At 33.3% G+C, this 20,433-nt stretch carries 19 protein-coding genes and 1 other annotated feature (1 of these 20 cut by a window edge); of the genes, 12 read left to right on the top strand and 7 right to left on the bottom strand.

All coding sequences use genetic code 11. From position 1 onward, the window contains the following. Positions 1-81: 81 nt before the first annotated feature. Both AC1RPV_RS05365 and AC1RPV_RS05370 read right to left on the bottom strand, forming a co-directional pair. Positions 82-552 carry a nucleoside 2-deoxyribosyltransferase gene (locus AC1RPV_RS05365; protein WP_481761653.1) on the bottom strand — a complete coding sequence of 157 codons (471 nt, stop codon included), beginning with the start codon at positions 550-552 and terminating at the stop codon, positions 82-84. A 102-nt stretch (positions 553-654) separates the two neighbouring features. Next, positions 655-1,758 carry a baeRF6 domain-containing protein gene (locus AC1RPV_RS05370; RefSeq protein WP_481761654.1) on the bottom strand — a complete coding sequence of 368 codons (1,104 nt, stop codon included), beginning with the start codon at positions 1,756-1,758 and terminating at the stop codon, positions 655-657. A 92-nt stretch (positions 1,759-1,850) separates the two neighbouring features. On the opposite strand from AC1RPV_RS05370, the gene AC1RPV_RS05375 reads away from it, so the two are divergent. Continuing rightward, positions 1,851-2,492, top strand: coding sequence for a DNA alkylation repair protein (locus tag AC1RPV_RS05375; RefSeq protein WP_481761655.1), 642 nt, complete (start codon positions 1,851-1,853; stop codon positions 2,490-2,492). A gap of 30 nt (positions 2,493-2,522) precedes the next feature. On the opposite strand, the gene AC1RPV_RS05380 is transcribed toward AC1RPV_RS05375, so the two are convergent. Continuing rightward, positions 2,523-3,239: a DUF975 family protein gene (locus tag AC1RPV_RS05380; RefSeq protein WP_481761656.1), complete on the bottom strand. Its 717-nt coding sequence runs from the start codon at positions 3,237-3,239 to the stop codon at positions 2,523-2,525. Positions 3,240-3,439: 200 nt separating this feature from the next. On the opposite strand from AC1RPV_RS05380, the gene AC1RPV_RS05385 reads away from it, so the two are divergent. The 5 genes from AC1RPV_RS05385 (at position 3,440) to AC1RPV_RS05405 (ending at position 8,324) form a co-directional block, all read left to right on the top strand. Then, positions 3,440-4,480, top strand: a complete 1,041-nt coding sequence (locus AC1RPV_RS05385) for a zinc-binding alcohol dehydrogenase family protein (RefSeq protein ID WP_481761657.1) — start codon at positions 3,440-3,442, stop codon at positions 4,478-4,480. Between the two features lie 4 nt (positions 4,481-4,484). Further along, entirely contained in the window at positions 4,485-5,039 is a 555-nt protein-coding gene (locus tag AC1RPV_RS05390; RefSeq protein ID WP_481761658.1) for a 5-formyltetrahydrofolate cyclo-ligase, read from the top strand. A gap of 135 nt (positions 5,040-5,174) precedes the next feature. After that, positions 5,175-6,485: an NCS2 family permease gene (locus AC1RPV_RS05395; protein ID WP_481761659.1), complete on the top strand. Its 1,311-nt coding sequence runs from the start codon at positions 5,175-5,177 to the stop codon at positions 6,483-6,485. A gap of 102 nt (positions 6,486-6,587) precedes the next feature. Then, positions 6,588-7,694 (top strand): D-alanine--D-alanine ligase family protein, encoded by a 1,107-nt coding sequence (locus tag AC1RPV_RS05400; protein WP_409022784.1) that lies wholly within the window; start codon positions 6,588-6,590, stop codon positions 7,692-7,694. 72 nt (positions 7,695-7,766) lie between these two features. Then, positions 7,767-8,324: a DNA-3-methyladenine glycosylase I gene (locus AC1RPV_RS05405; protein WP_481761660.1), complete on the top strand. Its 558-nt coding sequence runs from the start codon at positions 7,767-7,769 to the stop codon at positions 8,322-8,324. Positions 8,325-8,358: 34 nt separating this feature from the next. On the opposite strand, the gene AC1RPV_RS05410 is transcribed toward AC1RPV_RS05405, so the two are convergent. Next, complete coding sequence (locus tag AC1RPV_RS05410; protein WP_409022337.1) at positions 8,359-8,844, bottom strand: universal stress protein; 486 nt, start codon at positions 8,842-8,844, stop codon at positions 8,359-8,361. Positions 8,845-9,536: 692 nt separating this feature from the next. Further along, entirely contained in the window at positions 9,537-10,808 is a 1,272-nt protein-coding gene (locus AC1RPV_RS05415; RefSeq protein ID WP_481761661.1) for a replication-associated recombination protein A, read from the bottom strand. A gap of 139 nt (positions 10,809-10,947) precedes the next feature. Here AC1RPV_RS05415 and gshAB point away from each other — a divergent pair, with 139 nt between their 5' ends. After that, positions 10,948-13,206, top strand: coding sequence for a bifunctional glutamate--cysteine ligase GshA/glutathione synthetase GshB (gshAB, locus tag AC1RPV_RS05420; RefSeq protein WP_481761662.1), 2,259 nt, complete (start codon positions 10,948-10,950; stop codon positions 13,204-13,206). Positions 13,207-13,254: 48 nt separating this feature from the next. Here gshAB and AC1RPV_RS05425 read toward each other — a convergent pair whose 3' ends face one another. Further along, the gene (locus AC1RPV_RS05425; RefSeq protein ID WP_481761663.1) at positions 13,255-13,701 is read right to left on the bottom strand and encodes a YueI family protein; all 447 of its coding nucleotides are present in this window, start codon (positions 13,699-13,701) and stop codon (positions 13,255-13,257) included. Positions 13,702-13,769: 68 nt separating this feature from the next. Between AC1RPV_RS05425 and AC1RPV_RS05430 the strand changes: the two genes are divergently transcribed. Further along, complete coding sequence (locus tag AC1RPV_RS05430; RefSeq protein WP_481761664.1) at positions 13,770-14,387, top strand: DUF1054 family protein; 618 nt, start codon at positions 13,770-13,772, stop codon at positions 14,385-14,387. 25 nt (positions 14,388-14,412) lie between these two features. Here the strand turns inward: AC1RPV_RS05430 and rpsD are convergent, their stop codons facing one another. Continuing rightward, a complete protein-coding gene (gene rpsD / locus AC1RPV_RS05435) occupies positions 14,413-15,021 on the bottom strand; it encodes a 30S ribosomal protein S4 (protein WP_409022342.1) in 609 nt (202 codons plus the stop codon). A gap of 391 nt (positions 15,022-15,412) precedes the next feature. Here rpsD and ezrA point away from each other — a divergent pair, with 391 nt between their 5' ends. From ezrA to tpx, 4 genes are all read left to right on the top strand, one after another. Continuing rightward, a complete protein-coding gene (gene ezrA, locus AC1RPV_RS05440) occupies positions 15,413-17,134 on the top strand; it encodes a septation ring formation regulator EzrA (RefSeq protein WP_481761665.1) in 1,722 nt (573 codons plus the stop codon). A 149-nt stretch (positions 17,135-17,283) separates the two neighbouring features. After that, positions 17,284-18,435, top strand: a complete 1,152-nt coding sequence (locus AC1RPV_RS05445; protein ID WP_481761666.1) for a cysteine desulfurase family protein — start codon at positions 17,284-17,286, stop codon at positions 18,433-18,435. 15 nt (positions 18,436-18,450) lie between these two features. Beyond that, a complete protein-coding gene (gene thiI / locus AC1RPV_RS05450; protein ID WP_409022345.1) occupies positions 18,451-19,668 on the top strand; it encodes a tRNA uracil 4-sulfurtransferase ThiI in 1,218 nt (405 codons plus the stop codon). A gap of 115 nt (positions 19,669-19,783) precedes the next feature. Next, complete coding sequence (tpx, locus tag AC1RPV_RS05455; protein ID WP_481761667.1) at positions 19,784-20,272, top strand: thiol peroxidase; 489 nt, start codon at positions 19,784-19,786, stop codon at positions 20,270-20,272. Between the two features lie 37 nt (positions 20,273-20,309). Next, positions 20,310-20,433: a binding site (T-box leader), on the top strand (it continues 77 nt past the right edge of the window).

Genomic DNA, 20,433 nt, shown 5'->3' on the forward strand with positions numbered 1-20,433 from the left:
AGACAAATTAAAAGGACATTATCAAAATGATAATGTCCTTTTTGCTGCGATTGTTTATCCGTAATACTTAAAGGTAGCATATTATAATACTTCGTTCTCTGTAATTTTTTCTTCCAAAACGTTGAAATTATATTCAGAAAGTTCATTTAAGCCATTTTTACTCTCATCAAAGAAAGCAGTTAAACTTTCAGATAACATTAGATTGATAACACGACCAGCTTCAAATTGAACTAAGATAACTGGAATATGAGCTTCTACTGCCATACCAACTTCAAACATAGTACCAGAGTCAGGTTCGTTATCTTCGTCTTCTTTGTAGTCTAAGATAGCAACAACAACGTCTGCGCGATGAACTTGGCGTGTGTCAGCTAAATAAACTGCACGTTGCCATTGTTGACTGAATTGTTCATATTGTTTACTTTGATTATCTTGGGGCAAGTAAATATTGTCACTATCAATTGTTTTGTTCTCTTTTAATGCTGCAACAACTTGAGAAACACGTTCACGTTGTTTGTCGCTAAAAAATGGACCTGCTAAATAAACTTTATTCATTAATATCGTCTCCTGGAATATATATTTGCTTTTTTAAGTATAGCATGACATTTTAAAAATGGGCACAAAAAAAGAAGACAATGAAGTCTTCTTTTTCAATTTCTAAACACCGTAAACGAATTGACCTGAATTAAAGTGGTCAGCTGAAATAACGTAAACGTTACCACTATTACGTAAAGTAAAGTTAGCTAAATCATTTAATAAGTTATTGGTTGTTTTTCCAGGTTCAGTATCGATAATTTGACCATCACTAATTAAACCAGGGAATACAGCGTCTTCGTTAATTAATAAAGTATTAACACGATGTTGCGTTAATAGAGCAAACAAATCGATTGGGTTTGTTTTGCTTGGATTAACTTCATCAAGTGAACGAGCACGATCCAATAAATGATCAATTGTTTGATTGATTAAAATTTGATTTTGATCTAACAAATCTTTTTCAATTTCTGTAGTTGTTAGGGCACTAGGTGATTTTTTAATTGTAATTTCTGAATTAACTGATTTTAATTTTGTTAATTCATGGAATAAGCTTTGATTTTTAGGTAGTCCAATAAGGAAAAGACGTTTATAAATTAATTCGGGATGGGTAACTAGGAATTTTTCAATTGCCAAGTAGTAATTTCTATTATCAATCGCTTTTTCTTCATCCTTAGTATTTAACCCATGGAGGGCGCCAGTAGGGCCATGAGTGGTCGTGGTATCTGTACTTTCAGGACCAAGAGTTGATACCATGTCGATAGGAGCATCCTCTGGGAGTTCTTGTTTCAATAAGACACCTTCTTTGAATTGATGTAATTCAAATGAATCACGGTGTAAGCTTAGGATTGTTCCTGATAATTTTGTTGCTTGTTGAGCTAATAAAGGTAAAGTGTATGCTTCAGGACCAACAATAACTTTATCTACTTCAATAGCGTGATTTAAATTAAATTTAAAGTAATCGTTAGGTGTTAAGTAAAGTGCGATACTAGGGAATTGACCGATTTTATCTGCAATTTCATTAATAAAATTAACCAATTGTGTTTCAATTAGTTCCCAAGTTTTCTTAGGTACATCCGAATGAGCTTCTTTGGCAGTTTTTAAACTAGTTTTTAGTTTTAACTGATTCTTCGCAGCAAAATTAATACCTGGATATGTTTTGATAAAGATTGATACAATGGGTTCTTCTTTGATTGTGAGTAATTTTTTCAAATTGTTATGCATTGACATAATGGTTCCCCCTTTATATGATTACCTTTAGTATAACATCATGAAAACGGTTATCCAACTTATATGGTTACGTTTTCATAAAAGGAGTAAATATGATTTATTTAGAAAAAGATAACAAAAATATTAAAAAAATGGAAGCTTACATGAAAAATAATTTTTCTTACTTAGGGATTAAGACACCAAGTCGACGTGAACTAACAAAGGACTTGATGAAAGAATCTAAGAGTTGGCCTCTAGAAGAGTTAATCTCACAAATTTTAGCTTATTATGGTCGTGAAGAAAGAGAGTATCAATATGTTGCAATCGACTTAGCACAAAAAAATCTTAAACGATTGACGGTTGATGAAGTCCAAGTATTGGTTGAGTTAATTAAGGTTAAACCATGGTGGGATTCAGTAGATGCTTTACGTAAGGTTATTAGTGACTTTTTAAAATTAAGTCCGATAAATTTTAACGATATTAGTAAGCAATTTGAAAACCATGATAATTTCTGGATGCGTCGTGTGGGTATAAATCTTCAGTTAGGCTATCGTGAAGAAACTAATCTAGCTTACTTATCAAAGATGATTTTGAATGATAGAACAACAGATGAATTTTTCATCCAAAAAGCGATTGGTTGGTCATTACGTGAGTATGCTAAGACTGATGAAAATTGGGTTATAACTTTTATTGAGAGCCATGATCTATCAAAGCTAGCTGTGCGAGAAGGACTTAAACATGTGAAGACAAAATAAAAAAGACTGATTTTATTCAGTCTTTTTTGCTTATTTTAAGGTTAAGAATTTATCTCCGGCAAGGTCTCTGTAGAAATTTGCTTTAATTGCTTGTTGATAAGGCATGTACCAAATATAACCAATTCCAAGTGTCACGATTGATAATAGGTACCAACCAACCAGACTTAACTCTATTACGAATAAATCAAATTTGTGTCCGTTCATTAATTCACGGCTTAACGTTATTTTTTTATTAATACTGATGTCAGGATGATTTGGGTTATCTGTTAAGTCTTTGTTAATCATAAAGACTTGTGAATAAGAATAGTATTTAATAATTCCTGGGACAATAAGCAAGAGAGTCCAAAGTGTACTATAAATGGTTTTGAGAATGGCGATACCAATAGATGGGAAAAATAATTCATTTGAGAAAACTTGGAAACTTTGTGTAAATGCATGTTCTGGTGTTTTTTGTGAACTGACCCAAGTTAAGAATGTATATGAAACACCTACAAGTAGAATTTGAAAAATAAGATAAAGAACAACGACAGTTGCTGAAATTATAGGACTGATAGCTGATGATTGGTTATTATTTTCAGTAGAATATAAATTCATAATGTCTGCGTACTCAGTAGAATATAAGCGAGAATAAACAATAAAAATAAGGATTGCTAGTAAGCTAACTAGGATAGCTGACTTCCAGTGTCCTTTAAGTAATGCCTTTGATTCAGATTTCAGTTGTTGTCTCGTTTTTAGTGGTTTTTCCATGATGTGTGTCTCCTTAATTGTATATGTTTTAATAATATTTTAAGCATACATTAAACCAAATATTAAGTCTATACTGACAGATTGAGAATGTGAGTATTTCAATATTTTTAGACGGTATAAAAGTGAAACAAACCAAACTTTTTGTTAGATTGTAGTAAGATGAATAGCGTAATCTATATTAATGGAAGAAGAGTGAGCTAATGGTAAATAAAATGAAGGCCATCGCAGCATTTGGAAAATTTCCGACAGAAGATAAAAATGCATTACGAGATGTCAAAATCGATAAACCGACACCTGAAAATCATGATATTCTTGTGAAGGTAACGGGTATTTCAGTGAATCCAATAGATTATAAATCAAGAATGTTAATTGATTCTGAAGAAAAATTACTTATTTTAGGTTTCGATGCAATCGGGGTCGTCTCTGAAATAGGATCAGAAGTAACACAATTTAATAGTGGTGATAAGGTTTTTTATTTAGGTGTCAATAATCGTTCAGGAAGTAATGCTGAGTATCAGCTAGTTGATGAACGACTAGTTGGAAATGCACCCAAGAAAATAACAGACAGTGAAGCAGCCGCTATGCCACTAACAGGTGTAACAGCATGGGAAGCATTATTTGAAAAATTAAATTTCATTCCAGAGAAAAATGCCAATAGTGGAAAATCAGTTTTAATTATTAATGGAGCTGGTGGTGTAGGCTCTATTGCTATTCAACTTGCTAAATGGGCTGGTTTGACTGTTATCACGACCGCTTCAAGATTAGAAACGAGCGATTGGGTTAAAAAGATGGGCGCTGATATTGTCATTAATCACCGAAAAGATTTGAAGAAACAATTAGTTAAATTAAATATTAATGAAGTTGATGGTATTCTAATATTGCACTCAACAGAAACTTATTTTGATTTAGCAGCAGATATCATCAGACCTCAGGGTATTATTACTTCAATTGTGGGCACATCTGATAATTTACCAATTGGTAAATTAAAAAATAAAAGTAATGAGTTTAAATGGCTAACAGTTTTTACTAAAGGTGTATATTACACGGCAGATATGAGCTCTCAAGGTAAAACATTAAATCGCTTAGCCACGTTATTAGATGAAGGCAAACTAAAATCAACGATGACTAAATCATTGGTGGGGATTAACGCCGATAATTTACGAACGGCTTCTGAAGTTGTTGAAAATGGTAAGATGATTGGAAAGTTTGTAATAACTGGTGAATTTAACGCGGAGGTATAAGCTATTGAGTAAAAAAGAAATTAGAAAAATGATTATTAACAAGATGGTTGATTTGGCAAAAAATAAGGTCCTTGAAAAAAGGAATCAGGAGAAGGCAATTATTGATAAAGTTTTACAATCTGAAGAATGGGAATCGGCTGATTCAATCGGATTAACAATTAGTCAATCGATTGAGTTTAGTACTAACGAATTACTATTGGCGGCACTGTCTCAAGGTAAGAGGGTGTATATACCAAAAACGATGCCTGAAAAGCAACTTGCATTTTTACCTTACTTATCTATTGAACAGGTGCTTATAAAAAGTGATTATGGACTATTAGAACCTGAATATAATGTTGCACTTGAAAAGAATAATTTAGATTTAGTGATTGTACCAGGAGTTGGGTTTAATTTAGAGAATAATCAAAGGATTGGCTTTGGCGGTGGTTATTATGATCGGTATATTGCAAAATATCAACCAAAAACAATTTCACTTTGTTTGGACGTTCAAAATGTAATTTCTGAGAAATGGACAAGTAATCAGTTTGATATTAAAATTGATAAAATTATTACAGTATAAGTTCTATTTGAATAAATCCTTAACAAAATACAGTTTAATAATATTATTTACATTAATATACGAATATAGTAAAATTGTAATTGCTCATTAATGAGATAAACACGAACAAATGTATTTATGAAAAGGAGATTTAAAATGATTAATCGCATTAAATCATATTTTGAAATTGATCAGTTACATACAACGGTTAAACGCGAAATGTTAGCTGGTTTTACAACGTTTATATCAATGGCTTACATATTATTTGTTAATCCTACGATTTTAAGTGCTTCGGGGATGGACAAAGGGGCAGTATTTACTGCAACTGCATTATCAAGTGCTTTAGGCTGTATTTTAATGGGTATTTTAGCTAAATACCCAATAGCAACAGCTCCCGCATTGGGTATTAATGCCTTTTTCTCATATTCAGTTGTTATAGGTATGGGAATTCCATGGCAAACAGCTTTAGCAGGTGTATTTGTAGCATCACTAATTTTTATTTTAATTACTATTTTTAAACTACGCGAAATGATTATTAATGCTATTCCAAGTAACTTAAAATACGCTATCTCAAGTGGTATTGGTTTATTTATTGCTTTTATCGGTTTACAAGATGGTGGCTTAATTATCGCAAACAAATCCACAGTTGTGGGCCTAGGTCCATTGACCGTTGGTACAACATGGTTAACAATCTTTGGCTTAATTGTTACTGCAATTTTAATGGTTAGACGTGTTCCAGGTGGTATTTTTATTGGGATGTTTGCAACAGTTATTCTAGGATTCATCACAGGATTAATTAAAATGCCAACACAAGTTGTTGCCGGTGCCCCAAGTTTGGCCCCAACATTTATGCAAGGCGTTAAACATATTAGTGATATTAACACGGTTCAGTTATGGGTAGTCGTTTTAACCTTCTTGTTAGTTACTTTCTTTGATACTGCTGGAACACTTGTTGGGTTAGCTCAACAAGCCGGATTCATGAAAGACAATAAAATGCCTCGTGTCGGTAAAGCTTTAGTTGCTGATTCAACAGCAATGCTTGCTGGCTCTGTTTTAGGAACATCTCCAGTTGGTGCATATGTTGAGTCTTCAGCAGGTATCGCCGTTGGTGGACGCTCAGGTTTAACGGCTGTTACAACTGGATTATTATTTATTGTCGGGATATTTTTCTCGCCATTATTATCAGTTGTAACAACACAGGTCACTGCTCCAGCATTAATTATTGTTGGTGTATTGATGGCACAATCTTTAACAAAAATCGAATGGACAAAAATGGAAATTGCAATTCCAGCATTTTTAATTGTAATTGGTATGCCATTAACTTATAGTATCTCTGACGGGATTGCTTTGGGAATGATTTTTTATCCAATTACAATGATTGCTGCTGGTCGTCGAAAAGATGTTCATCCAATCATGTACGGACTGTTCTTTGTGTTCTTACTTTTCATGTGGATTTTAAATGTTTAAATAAAATAGCAAACGTAAATGACAGATCTACTATAAACATGGTATTATTTAGACTAAGAGTTTAAAGCGAACAAAAATAATACAATAGGAATGGAGAATATGATGACAAGCGAAAAGATACACATTGGATTACTTTTTGGTGGTAATTCATCAGAACATGACGTTTCAAAACGTTCAGCACATAATATCTACGATGCAATGGATAAAAATAAGTACGAAGTTAGTTTATTCATGTTTACAAAGGAAGGTGTACTACTTGGAGATGCTGCTTCACGTCGCATTTTTGATGGCGAACCAGAAGCAAAAGTTGTTGAAGATGTCTTACCAACAATTGATTTTACAAATCCGTTAGCTAATATCATGAGTTTAACTGAAGTTAAAGATATTGATCTTTTTTATCCAGTTATTCATGGTAATATGGGTGAAGATGGTACAATTCAAGGATTATTTAAACTTTTAGATAAACCATATATTGGTAGTGATGTTCGTTCATCAGCAATTTCATTTGATAAAGATTTAACTAAGAAAATGTTAACGTTAAATAATATCAGAAATACTAAATATTTGGTTGTTAAGGCCAACAATCGTGCTGAAATGACTTACGCACACATTAGTAAGGAACTTGGAGAAGTTGTTTTCATTAAACCAGCTAACCAAGGATCATCAGTTGGTATTCATAAGGCACATAACGAAAAAGAATTCCTTGAAGGTATAGAAGATGCATTTTTATATGACACAAAGCTTTTAGTTGAAGAATCAATCGAAAATCCTGATGAAATTGAATGTTCAATTCTTGGAAATACTGATTTAAAAGCTTCAAAATTAGGTGCAGTTATCGTACCTAAATCTGATGTATTTTACGATTACAATAATAAATTCGTTGATGCTTCAGGTGTGGAATTTGAAATGCCTGTTGAATTACCAGATGAATTAACAAAAGAAATCCAAGACATGTCATTACGTGCTTTTGAAGCATTGGGTTGTCGTGGTTTAGCACGAATTGATTTCTTAGTTAAAGATGGTATTCCATATCTTGGTGAACTAAATACGTTACCTGGATTCACAAACATTTCGCTTTATCCACAATTGTGGGAAGTTTCAGGAATTGGTTATTCAGAATTAATTGATAAATTAATCCAATTAGCATTCGACGAACATGCCGCTGTTAAAGAATTACATTATGACTTTACTGAATTACCTGAAATCTAAATTTTAAGAAGATTATTAGTCTGGAGACAGCACTAGTAATCTTTTTTATTTGAGTGAAGGAGAGAATAGAATATGGAAAGATGCCCATGGGCCCAATCGGGTAATCAGTTAATGCAAGATTATCATGATGAAGAATGGGGAAAGCCGCTTTATGGCGATCAACAACTATTCAGATTATTGAGTTTAGAATTAATGCAAGCAGGGTTGAGCTGGAAGACCGTTTTAAATAAACGTAATCATTTTAATCACGCTTTTGAAAATTTTTCAATTTACAAAGTTAGTCAATTTGATGAAGATAAAATTGCGGAACTAATGGAAAATGCAGATATTATTCGAAATAAGCAAAAAATTATCGCTATTATCGCGAATGCACAGGCGATCATAAGAATGAACCAAGATGGGCAATCATTTGATTCATTTTTATGGGAATTTGTAGCAAATAAACCAATTAATAATCTCTGGCGACATGCAGAGGATGTTCCAGCTGAAACCGACATTTCAAAAAAGTTATCTAAAGAATTGAAGAAATTAGGGTTTAAGTTTGTTGGTCCTAAAATTATTTATTCATTGATGCAAAGTATGGGTATGGTAGATGACCATATTACTTTATGTAAATTCAAGACAAAATAAAAAGAAATTAACCAATTATGGCTAATTTCTTTTTTTATTTTTTAAGATTATTTTTAAGAGCAGGTGTGTTATTTAAATCTGTTCGAACAACTAAGACATCAGAAACAGCAACTCGAGTTACGTATTCTGTAACTGAACCAATTAATAATCGTTCGACTGCATTCAATCCAGTAGCGCCGATCACAATTAAATCAATATCTAAATTAATAGGAACATTTTTAGCAATAACTACTTTTGGAGAACCATACTCAATTGAGTAGTCAACATTCTTAAGACCAGCTGCTTTTGCTTGTGCAATATACTTATTCAATGTCTCTTTTGCTGTATCACTAACTTGTTCAACCATTGACGTATCAAAACTTGAGATATTTTGGAATGCTCTAGTGTCAATAACATGCAAAAGATGAAGTGTAGAATCTTCGCCATTTCTTAAAGCTACTTGTACTGCTTTTTCGAATGCTAATTTTGCTTCATCAGAACCATCTACAGGAACTAAAATATTTTTATATTGTTGTAACATGGTCGGCCACCTCTTTCTTTTATATACCTCTATTTTACGACAAAACGAATGAAAATAGAAGTAAAAACGGTTACAAAGTTAGATTAATGCATAAAAAAAGATAAAATAATTGTTAAAGCACCAACCGTAAGGCAGGCTAGAGTAACTAGTATCCCACAAAATATGGGTATAAAAATGATTACTGAAATTAAGCCAACTAAGCTTTCAATACAGATAATTAACCCAAAGACAAGTAGTATTGAGCTTAGCACCTGGTTTGACTCAGGTTTAAATATCATAAAATTTTTGTTGCGATGTGAGAATAAGTAATAGCCGATAGTCAAGAGTAAGAGTGAAAGAACGGCTAAAAGTATCCGAATTAACATTTAAAGACTCCTTTATTCTTAATAAAAAAAGTCTGAGCAAACATAGTTTGCCCAGACCATCAAAGCAAAAGCTTTGGAATATCCGCGTAGTGCCGTTAATCATCTTCGTGAGTTGAGCCCGCAGTGAAGCAGGTGGCATCGACTGTACTAGCCTCTAACTACCAAGTGAAAAGGCTTGAAATTAGCTAGCCTATCAAGTTGACGCCTAGGTATAATTATTTGTTCGGTCAACATTCTAATAAGATAACGCGTACACTTCAGAACTTCATCTTTAATATAGCACAGACTTTTAAAAGGTGCAACAATTATGATGTAAGCGGCAACAAATCATCTTTTTGATGGATGTAATTTACTATATTGTTCTTTAAGTCCTTGTTCATAACGCCCGTTTGCTTTAGGCTCATAATAATTAGCATCTTTCAATTTATCTGGAAGATATTGTTGGGCAACCCAATCATTTGGATAGTTATGTGGAAATTTATAACCAATACCATGACCTAAATCTGCAGCACCTTTGTAATGTGAATCTTTTAAATGAGCAGGAATATCTCCAAAACCACCTTTTTCAATATCAGCAATTGCATTATTTATGGCAACATTTGCCGAGTCTGATTTGGGTGAGAGGCAGAGATCAATTACTGCGTTAGACAGAGGTATTTTAGCCTCTGGAAAGCCAATTTTTTCTGCCGCCTGTACAGCAGTTAAGGTTCTAGCACATGCTGCAGGGCTACTTAATCCGACATCTTCGTATGCCATTGTGATTAAACGCCTTGCAATTGTAGGTAAATCACCAGCAAGAATTAAACGTCCTAAGTAATGTAAAGCCGCGTTAACATCGGAACCTCTTACTGATTTTTGAAAAGCAGAAATAACATCATAGTGAGCATCGCCATCTTTATCATGGGTTAATGCTTTTCTTTGTAGACACTCTTCTATGACTGATAGTGATAAGGTAATGACACCTGAACTATCAGGTGGGGTTGACTTAGCAGCTAGTTCAAGTGCATTCAAAGAACTACGTAAATCTCCGTTGGTTGCTCGCGCTAAGTGTAACCGTGCATTAGCTTCTAAATTAATATTAAGATTTCCGAGACCAATATTTTTATCTACTAGTGCACGATCAAGTGCAGTTTCAATATCATTTTCGTCTAAAGGTTTAACTTCAAAGATTTGTGTTCGACTTCTAATAGCTGGATTGATGGTAATGTAAGGATTTTCTGTTGTTGCACCGATTAAAATAATTTGGCCACTTTCTAAGTGGGGTAATAAGAAGTCTTGTTTAGGTTTCGTTAATCGATGGATTTCATCTAAAAGTAAAATAACAGTACCGCTCATTTTTGCTTCTTCAGCTACGATTTCAAGGTCTTTCTTAGAATCAGTTGCAGCATTTAATTTACGAAATGCATACTGAGTTGATCCGGCAATAGCACTGGCGATACTCGTTTTACCAGTGCCAGGTGGTCCGTATAAAATCATAGATGAAAGCAGTTTTGCTTCGACCATTCGTTTGATAATTTTACCTGGACCAACAAGGTGTTGTTGGCCAACGACTTCTTCAATTTTAGTTGGTCGCATTCTGAATGCAAGTGGTTGTAACATATGTGGCTCCTTTCACGTTGATTACTAAAGAATAGTATAGCATATTGCATAAATTTAATTGGCACAATGGATTGCAAATATGAAGGATTAATTCAAATATTTGGTACAATGTAATAGACAAATGAGGAGGCACAATGATATGAAACTAGATGCAATCGGATTACAAATTCAGGAAGAAAAGCTCGCACCTCTACTTAGAAAATCGTTGATAGGATTAGAGCGAGAAACTCAAAGAGTGAAGAATACGGGAGTGCTGAGTTCAACTGATCATCCTGAATCATTAGGAGATAGATTTAAACATCCTTATATAAAAACAGATTTTGGCGAATCACAAATGGAATTTATCACGCCACCAATTGAGGGGGCTGATAATGTTATTAACTATCTAGATGCCATTCAACAAGTCGCAACACAAGAATTGGATAGTGATGAACAGTTATGGCCATTGAGTTCAATTCCTAAATTACCAGTGGATGAATCTAAAGTAAGAATAGCGCATCCAGATGAATTAGGATTTATATACCGAAATAAATTAGCAGAAAAGTATGGAAAAAAACGTCAACTTTTTACGTCTGTACATCTTAATTTTAGCTTTCCAGAAAAAGTAATTCAGATTTTATTTGATTCTGAGTTTCATAGTTATTTTAATTCTTATATAGAATTTCATAATTACGTCTATTTAAAAATTGGACGCAAATTTATGGAAAAGAGTTGGCTTACAACTTACTTGTTTGGAGCAACACCAATTGTTGAAAGTACTAATTATAATGCTTGTCATCCGGTTAGAAGTGTTAGAAACAGTGAATTTGGCTATACCAATATTGATAGTTCAGTTCAAGCTTCTTATCGATCAATTAACTCATACGTTACGTCACTTAATAAGATGGTCCAGAATGGTAAATTGTTATCATTTTCTGAATATTATGGAGATGTACAATTTAAATCAGCTACTAAAAAGGAAGATACATTAATTTCATCTGGTGTTAATTATATTGAACTCCGTGGATTTGATGTTGATCCATTTTCTCGTGTTGGTATTCAAGGTGACACAATTAAGTTTATTCAATTATTAGCGGCTTACTTTCTAATGACGCCAGATATGGCAGAAAATGAAGTTGATGATATTATATTTAAAGCGAAACAATTAAAAAATGAGGTGGCAATAGAAGACCCTAAAACAACCTCGATTGTTAAAAATGCTGCAATAAAACTGCTGAACGAATTAATTTTATTTAATGATAATTTTTATCTAGATAAAAATTTAGAGGATACATTAGTTCAATTTAAATTACAATTTGAACGACCTGAATTGAGTCTGAGTGCAAGGATAGTTGATGAAGATATTAATAAATCGTTGGCTGATTTTGCAATGGAACAAGCAAAATCTAATAAGATAAAGTATCAGTCACAGTTAAGTTCATTGATTGGCTTTAACTGTTACTCGAAAAATACGCAGCTTATTTTAGCAGCGTTGATAAAAAGAGGGTCTTATTTTGATCTTGTTGACAGTGATTTGGACGTCATACGGGTGAACGGACATCTTCTGCAAAATGGGGTAATTTCTGATTTAGATACCAGTGTTTTAAACAAAATTGCATATGACAAGCAAACAACTAAAAAAATATTGGGCAACCTTGATATTAAAGTTCCTAGTAGTATTAATGTACACACTTTAGATGAAGCTATGAACTATTATGCAGATGTAGTCAACAAAGCATTAGTTATTAAGCCAAGATTCATAAAGAGCAGTCAAGCAACACATGTATTTCGAGTGGCTCCGACGTTAAGCGAGTATAAAGAAGCCGTTAAACGTATCTTATCAATTGATACACAAGTTTTAATTGAAGAAATTACTGTTGGGTCAGTCTATCGATTTATGATTGTAGGTGGCCATGTAAAGGGTATTGTTGAAAGATTACCAGTTAGTGTAGTTGGCGATGGACGAAAGACGTTGGCACAGTTAATTACAATAAAAAATGCACAAGTAGAACGTACTAGTCAAGGTCCATGGTATCCGCTTAAATTGTCAGAAGTTGAACATCAAACAATAGCATCACAAGGTATTACTGAATCAACTGTTATTTCAAGAGGGTCTGAAGCAATCATTAGATATGATAGTAATTTTTATTCGGGTGCAAATCAAAATGAAGTTAGCAATCAAATGGACGAATCATATATAGCGTTAATTGAAGGTTATGCAAAACGTTTAAAAATGACGATGGGGGCAGTTGATGTGGTTATTCCTAACTTGTATATAGCATATGACTATAGACATAGGGATGCTTTAACCGTTCTTTCAATTGAAACGGCTCCTGATTTATCGATAAATTCGTTTCCTAATTTTGGAGATAACCAGCCTATTGCTAATGAAATAGTAAAGATTTTAGAAACCAAATAAAAAACTTAAACTACACTTAATATAAAAGTGTTAGTTTAAGTTTTTATGCTAATCGAATAAATTTTCAAAAAATGATTTTTTCTTTTCTGGCGTTTCAACTTGTATAATTGGATATTTTTCATTAATATCAATAACAGATTCATTAATCGCATTTTTTTCAGAAGCGACAACTAGCCCCATAATTTCAACCCCATCAGGAGTATCATTATTTGATGTTAATGTAAATTTAACATCATGCTTATGCGTTAAGGTGATGTATGGGGCTAATATATTCTGATCAATTGTACCATTAAGTAGAACATGATAGTCGGGATGTTCAAGTAGTTCTTTTTCAAATCCAGCCATATTTTTAGATGCTGTTACCTCAGCAACAGTCATTGCTAGGCTGACCCGCTCTCTAAATGTCCCTAAGTACTTTCTTTGTTCATCGGGATGAAGTTGAGGTGTTCCGTAAAGGCCAGATTGAAGATGTGGATCTAAGTTATTTTCAGTCATGGAGTTGACCACCTTTCAGTAAGTTATGAATTTAGCATACCATGTTTGATACAAAAGGAGAGAGCGAAATGTTTATAAAAGATGATTTTTTAATTTTTAAAGATCAAACATTAGACGGACGATTAAAAAAAATAAAGACAATTATTGATCCCAAATTCGAAAAGGTGGGAGCTGAACTACTACCTTTTTTAGAAGAACAATTAGGAATTAAAATGTATTTGCACATTGCAAAACATGCTAGAAGATCAAAAAATCCACCGCCTGATACTTGGATGGCTTTTAGCGAGAATAAACGTGGCTATAAAATGATGCCACATTTTGAAATTGGTTATTGGGATGATCGGTTATTTATCTGGTTATCTGCATTAGCAGATATTAAAGACAAAAGCTTGTATGAAGAGGGCGTTTCTGAATCAATAATAATGATTCAGAAACTAGAAGATACTTTCGTGTGGTCAGTGGATCATACAAATAAAGAGACGGGTACTTTAGCAAACACAATAACACTTACTGATAGTCAAAAGTGGAGTAGTGTACAAACTAAAGAACTATTGATTGGACAGAATTTAGCTATTGAAGATGAGTTTTTTAGCTTAAATGAATATAAACAACTAAACGACTTGAAAAATACATTACTGCCACTAATTGAAATCTATAAAATATGGACAAAAAAAACATCTCATTAAGAATGAGATGTTTTTTAATTTGAAATTATAATTTGTTGTAGTATTCAACGATAAGTGATTCGTCGATATCTGCTTCAAGTTCTTCACGTTCTGGTAAACGAGTTAATGAACCCTCTAATTTATCAGCATCAAATTGTACGAATTGTGGACGGCCAACTAATGCTTCCATTGCGTCTTTAACAATTTGTAAACTCTTTGATTTTTCACGTAATGAGATTACTTGACCGATTTCAACTGCGTATGAAGGAATATCAACGCGGTTGCCATCAACAGTAATGTGACCATGGTTTACCAATTGACGAGCTTGGCGACGAGTAGAAGCCAAACCTAAACGATAAACAACGTTGTCTAAACGACCTTCAAGTAAGATCATGAAGTTAACACCATGTTTACCTTCGCGAATTGTACCAGCTTTAATAAATAAGTTAGCAAATTGACGTTCTGATAAACCGTACATCATACGAAGTTTTTGTTTTTCTCGTAATTGTAAACCATATTCTGATAATTTACGGCGATTGTTTTGACCATGATCACCGGGTGCATAAGGACGACGAGCTAATTCTTTACCAGTACCTGTTAAAGAAAGACCTAATCGACGTGAAACTTTCCAACTTGGGCCAGTATAACGTGACATATATAAATTCCTCCAATATTTGTTTTGGAGTAAAATAATCCTTTGTGAACTTAGTATTCGTGCAGTTTGTTTTGCAATGTTCACCTTTGCAGCTGAAAGGGTACTAATTGAACCAAGACAATTGGGCAACAAACTGTTGACGAGCTTACCGTCCACCGCTGCATTATTTTACACAAGACTCATCATACTGTCTTTTTAAACTAATGTCAATTTGTTTTCACGTTTGTTTACATAATAAAAAGAATGTATATAATTAATAACATTAATTTCTATAAATAATAGATAAAAGCTAGTGAACGCTTTAAAGGTCTATGATATAATGATTAGAAGCATAAAATTTGAATGTGAAAAGTAAATATAAATTTTAGTAAGCTAAAGGCGGGATTAGGATATGACACAGATTTTTGTTGGAATAATAGTAGTAGCCATTATTATCTATGCAACAGCGTTTTTTCTTCAGAAACGCAATGAAAAAAAATTCGAAACATTTCGTGATCAAGTAAAGGTTATTGCTCATTCTGAAGTTGAACAACAGCTTCAGTTAACGAAGGATTTGGGGTTAACAGGTGAAAGTCTTAAAACATTTTCAGCATTACAATCAGACTTTAAAGAAGTGCAAAATGCAAAATTGCCTAAAATTTCGACACAAATTAATGAAGCATATGAAGCAAACTCGAAATATCAATTTCTTTCTAACCGTCAATTAGCGGCAGAAATAGAAGTAAAATTAATTTCAAGTGAAAAAACACTTAAAGGGATTGAAAAAGCATTAACGTCGTTGAAAGAAAGTGATGAAAGTAATCATCAAGCTGTTGATTCACTTGAAAAAAAATATCAGGATTTACGTAAAACATTATTATCAAAGAACTTTTCGTATGGACCTAGTATCGATAAACTTGAGGATAAACTAACTGGTCTTGAAGATGATTTTGACCGTTTTTCAACATTAACGAGTGCTGGAGATCATGATACGGCTGAAAAAGTTTTAAGTAAGTTAAGAGAAGATACAACTTCGTTAGAAAAGATTCTTGATGAGATTCCACCACTATATAAAAGTTTGAAGAACGAATTTCCAGATCAACTTGCTGAATTACAATCTGGTTACATGAAATTAACGGATGAAAATTATAATTTTCCAGTGGGGGATGACATCCCTAAACAAATAGACGAAATTCAAACACGTGTTGACGAAACATTACTTAAATTAGAGAACCTAGAAGTAGCGTCAACAATTGTTGCAGTTAATGACATGGCTAATCAAATTGATTATTTATATGATGTTATGGAAAAAGAGTTGGCCGCAAAAGATAAGATAGAAAAGCAAGAAGAAAGTTATCGTAAATTCATTGATCATGCTGAAAAACAAAGTCAAATGCTTTTAGTTGAATTAGATAGATTGGGTCAAAATTATGAATTAAGTCATAATGAATTAGAAGACGCGCAAAAATTAAATCAACAAATTAGGGACATTGATGCACAACATGATACTGATAAAGCGGTTATTGATTCTGGTGAAGCAATTTATAGCGAGATGGCTGAGCGAGTTGAACAAAACTCTAAGTTGTTAGAAAAAATTGAATCTGAACAACAAAAAATTGATGCTAGTATTCAGGATTTACGTAGCAATGAAAAAAAGGCCAGCGCAACAATTCAAAGATTTGATATTGAATTACATCAAATTAAAAGACAAGTTGAACAGGTTAATCTTCCAGGACTACCTAATGATTACTTAGATTTTTTCTATGTTGTTAGTGATGAAATTGAAGAAGTTGAAGTAGCAATTGGTAAATTAAGAATTAACATTGAAAAAATTGCAAAACAAATTATCGATATTGAAGCAGATCTTGAAAGTTTAGAAGATAAGACACACGATCTTATTGATAGTGCATCGTTATCTGAGAGTTTACTACAATATGCGAATAGATTTAGAAATTCGAATGAAGAGATTGCAATTGCATTTGAAAAGGCAAAGCAATTATTTAATAATGATTTTAATTATGCAGCTAGTTTGGAAACAATTGCGACTGCATTAGATAAAGTAGAGCCTGGTTCATATAAAAAAATAGAGAAACAATATTATGATAATATGGAAGACAGCTTTGAAATTGAATAGTAACTATATTAAGTGGGGACTAGGGCATTAATTTGTTCAGTCGCCACTTTTATATTCTATAAAGAAACACCAGGGATGAATAAAAAGTGTCAATCTGGTACGAAGTATATTATAATGAGAAAAGTATTTTTCAGAAAAGAAGGTAACTAATGATTTATTTTGATAATAGCGCAACAACAAAAATAACGCCCGAAGTTTTAGATACATATAATAAAGTTAGTGACCAAGTATGGGGTAATCCATCTAGCCTAAATAACTTAGGTGAGATAGCTCATAATTTATTAGAGCAGTCACGCCAACAGATCGCAAGCTTATTAAATGTATTTGAAGATGAAATATTATTTACTGGAAGTGGAACTGAAGGTGACAATTGGGTAATTAAAGGAACGGCTATGGCAAAAATGAACCATGGTAAGCACTTAATTACGACAACCGTTGAGCATCCTGCTGTTATGAATACAATGGCTCAGCTGGAACAGCTTGGTTTTGAGGTTACCTATTTGCCAGTTGATGATGAGGGGCGAATTAGTATTGATGATTTAAAGGCTGCTTTGAGATCTGATACTATTTTAGTTTCAGTTATGGCAGTTAATAATGAAATTGGAACCATTCAGCCTTTAGTTGAAATTGGGGACGTACTAAAAGATTATCCAACAGTTCATTTTCATGTGGATGCTGTTCAAGCCATTGGTAAAGGTGTGCAAGAAGCTTTTATGAGTGACAGAGTAGATTTTGTAACGTTCTCTGGGCATAAATTTCATGCGCCACGTGGAGTAGGGTTTATTTACAGTAAAAGAGGTCGTCACATTGAACCACTTCTTACAGGTGGTGGACAAGAACATAACTTACGTAGCGGAACTGAAAATGTACCTGCAATTGCTAGCATGGCAAGAGCATTGCGATTATTATTAACAGATGAAACTAAGATGGTGATGAAACAAAAAGCTGTTAAAGAATTAGTTTTCAACCATATTAGTAAGTTTGATAAGATTACAACTTTTTCAAAATTACAATCAAATTTTGCGCCACATATATTGTGTTTTGCAATTGAGGGTGTTCGTGGCGAATCAATTGTTCATGCATTTGAAAGTGAAGGAATATATATTTCAACTACAAGTGCTTGTTCATCAAAGAAAAATCAAGCATCTGGCACATTATTAGCAATGAATGTGCCAGAACCGCTTGCTAAATCAGCCGTTCGAATCAGTTTTGATGGAAATAATACGCTAGAAGAAGCAAAAGAATTTAATCGTATTTTTGATATTTTGTATCATAAATTTGAAAAAATTAATTCTAAATAATGAGAGGATGTCGACATGCAATATACAGAGATAATGGTTCGTTATGGCGAACTATCAACAAAAGGAAAAAATAAGAGGAACTTTATTGATCGCCTAGGAACAAACGTTCGAAATAGTTTACATGGTTTTGATGATTTAGTTGTTAAAGCAAATCGTGATCGGATGCACATTAATTTAAACGGTGACGACAGCGAATTAGTTATGCAACGTTTATCACAGGTTTTTGGGATTCAAAATTTTTCACCTGCAATTCGCGTTGAACAAGATATGGATTTAGTTAAAGAAACAGCTGTAGCAATGATTAGTGAGCAATTTGTTGAAGGGACAACATTTAAAGTTAACACACGTCGTTCTGATCATGATTTTGAATTAGATACTAATGAGTTGAATGACGAACTAGGTGGCTGGATTTTAGATCACGTGCCTGGCATTACTGTTAAAATGAAACAGCCTGATATTATTTTACGTGTTGAAGTTCGTTCAAATGGGATTTTCTTATCTTCTGAAACGCGTCAGGGTGCTGGTGGTTTACCCGTTGGTACTGCTGGTAAAGGGATGTTAATGTTATCAGGTGGAATTGATTCGCCTGTTGCAGGGTACCTTGGTATGAAACGTGGTGTTTCAATGGAGATGGTTCATTTCTTCAGTCCACCATATACAAGTGAACAAGCTTTAGCTAAGGCTAAAGAACTAACAGTTAAATTGACACCTTATGTTGGAACGATTCAATTTATTGAAGTTCCTTTTACTGAGATTCAAGAGCAAATTAAACATGATGTACCAGAACCATATTTAATGACCATAACACGTCGTTTCATGTTACGTTTAACTGAAAAAATTGCCGAATTACGTGGTGGATTAGCAATCTTTAATGGAGAATCATTAGGCCAAGTTGCTTCTCAAACACTTGAAAGCATGGTTGCAATTAATGACGTTACAACAATGCCAATTATTCGACCAGTCGTTTCAATGGATAAAAATGAAATTATTGATGTTGCTAAAAAAATTGATACATTTGAACTTTCAATTAAACCATTTGAAGATTGTTGTACAATTTTTGCCCCACCAGCACCTAAAACAAAGCCTCGTTTAGACCGTTCAAGGGAATTTGAAGCTCGTTTGGATATCGATGGCTTAATGGAACGTGCATTGGCAGGTGTCAAGGTTAGCAAGATTCGTGTTGGCGAAGAATATTTAAATGAAAATAGTGAATTATTCGCAGAATTACTATAGTAGCACTTTAAAAGATTAGACAAATCGGTCTAATCTTTTTTTGTCCAATCAAATAAGTCGCTTCTTAAACAGTAATTGAGTAAGATAGAGATAAATAAAGAAAGGGTGGTCAATTATGAAAGTAACTCGTCATGGTAGTGAAATGGATACAGTTGGGGAAGCACCAAAAGTAGGGGAAGTTTTTCCTACAGTTAATGCGTACGATGAAAATGATCAAGTTGTAACATTACCTAAAAGTACAGGTAAAAAATTAGTATTAAGTGTTGTTCCAAGTATTACGACAAGTGTTTGCAGTATAGAAACAAAACGTTTTAATATGGAAGCAGATAATTTTAGAGATATCGAATTTATTACCGTATCTGATGATTCAAAAGAAGATCAAAAAAATTGGTGTGCCGCTGAGGGTGTAAACAATTTACAATTGCTTCATGCAGATAAGGGGAATTTTGCGAAAGTTACTGGATTAGATGTTCCGGAATTTGGTCATATGGCTCGAATGGTTTTCATTTTAGATGAAACTGGACATGTTATTTATGAAGAACTGGTTACGGAAATCTCAAATGAGCCAGACTACGCTAAACTACTTGAAGAATTAAAAAAATAAAATATTGACGATTTTCAGAATAAACGCTAAAATGTGACTACAGACAAAGAATGAGAACACCAGTCATTTCAGAGATAAAATGCTAGGCTGAAACATTTTAATTAGACATTATGGTGGTAGCTCAGGAGTCGTTATTCTGAAATTAAGTAGGAATAACCGGA

It is taken from the genome of Dellaglioa sp. CoH-55-MRSF-9, assembly GCF_056782155.1.

Excerpts from the sequence above, each read along its gene's own strand:
- AC1RPV_RS05365 (WP_481761653.1), bottom strand. The coding sequence starts at position 552 with ATGAATAAAGTTTATTTAGCAGGTCCATTTTTTAGCGACAAACAACGT.
- AC1RPV_RS05370 (WP_481761654.1), bottom strand. The coding sequence starts at position 1,758 with ATGTCAATGCATAACAATTTGAAAAAATTACTCACAATCAAAGAAGAA.
- AC1RPV_RS05375 (WP_481761655.1), top strand. The coding sequence starts at position 1,851 with ATGATTTATTTAGAAAAAGATAACAAAAATATTAAAAAAATGGAAGCT.
- AC1RPV_RS05380 (WP_481761656.1), bottom strand. The coding sequence starts at position 3,239 with ATGGAAAAACCACTAAAAACGAGACAACAACTGAAATCTGAATCAAAG.
- AC1RPV_RS05385 (WP_481761657.1), top strand. The coding sequence starts at position 3,440 with ATGGTAAATAAAATGAAGGCCATCGCAGCATTTGGAAAATTTCCGACA.
- AC1RPV_RS05395 (WP_481761659.1), top strand. The coding sequence starts at position 5,175 with ATGATTAATCGCATTAAATCATATTTTGAAATTGATCAGTTACATACA.
- AC1RPV_RS05400 (WP_409022784.1), top strand. The coding sequence starts at position 6,588 with ATGACAAGCGAAAAGATACACATTGGATTACTTTTTGGTGGTAATTCA.
- AC1RPV_RS05405 (WP_481761660.1), top strand. The coding sequence starts at position 7,767 with ATGGAAAGATGCCCATGGGCCCAATCGGGTAATCAGTTAATGCAAGAT.
- AC1RPV_RS05410 (WP_409022337.1), bottom strand. The coding sequence starts at position 8,844 with ATGTTACAACAATATAAAAATATTTTAGTTCCTGTAGATGGTTCTGAT.
- AC1RPV_RS05415 (WP_481761661.1), bottom strand. The coding sequence starts at position 10,808 with ATGTTACAACCACTTGCATTCAGAATGCGACCAACTAAAATTGAAGAA.
- gshAB (WP_481761662.1), top strand. The coding sequence starts at position 10,948 with ATGAAACTAGATGCAATCGGATTACAAATTCAGGAAGAAAAGCTCGCA.
- AC1RPV_RS05425 (WP_481761663.1), bottom strand. The coding sequence starts at position 13,701 with ATGACTGAAAATAACTTAGATCCACATCTTCAATCTGGCCTTTACGGA.
- AC1RPV_RS05430 (WP_481761664.1), top strand. The coding sequence starts at position 13,770 with ATGTTTATAAAAGATGATTTTTTAATTTTTAAAGATCAAACATTAGAC.
- rpsD (WP_409022342.1), bottom strand. The coding sequence starts at position 15,021 with ATGTCACGTTATACTGGCCCAAGTTGGAAAGTTTCACGTCGATTAGGT.
- ezrA (WP_481761665.1), top strand. The coding sequence starts at position 15,413 with ATGACACAGATTTTTGTTGGAATAATAGTAGTAGCCATTATTATCTAT.
- AC1RPV_RS05445 (WP_481761666.1), top strand. The coding sequence starts at position 17,284 with ATGATTTATTTTGATAATAGCGCAACAACAAAAATAACGCCCGAAGTT.
- thiI (WP_409022345.1), top strand. The coding sequence starts at position 18,451 with ATGCAATATACAGAGATAATGGTTCGTTATGGCGAACTATCAACAAAA.
- tpx (WP_481761667.1), top strand. The coding sequence starts at position 19,784 with ATGAAAGTAACTCGTCATGGTAGTGAAATGGATACAGTTGGGGAAGCA.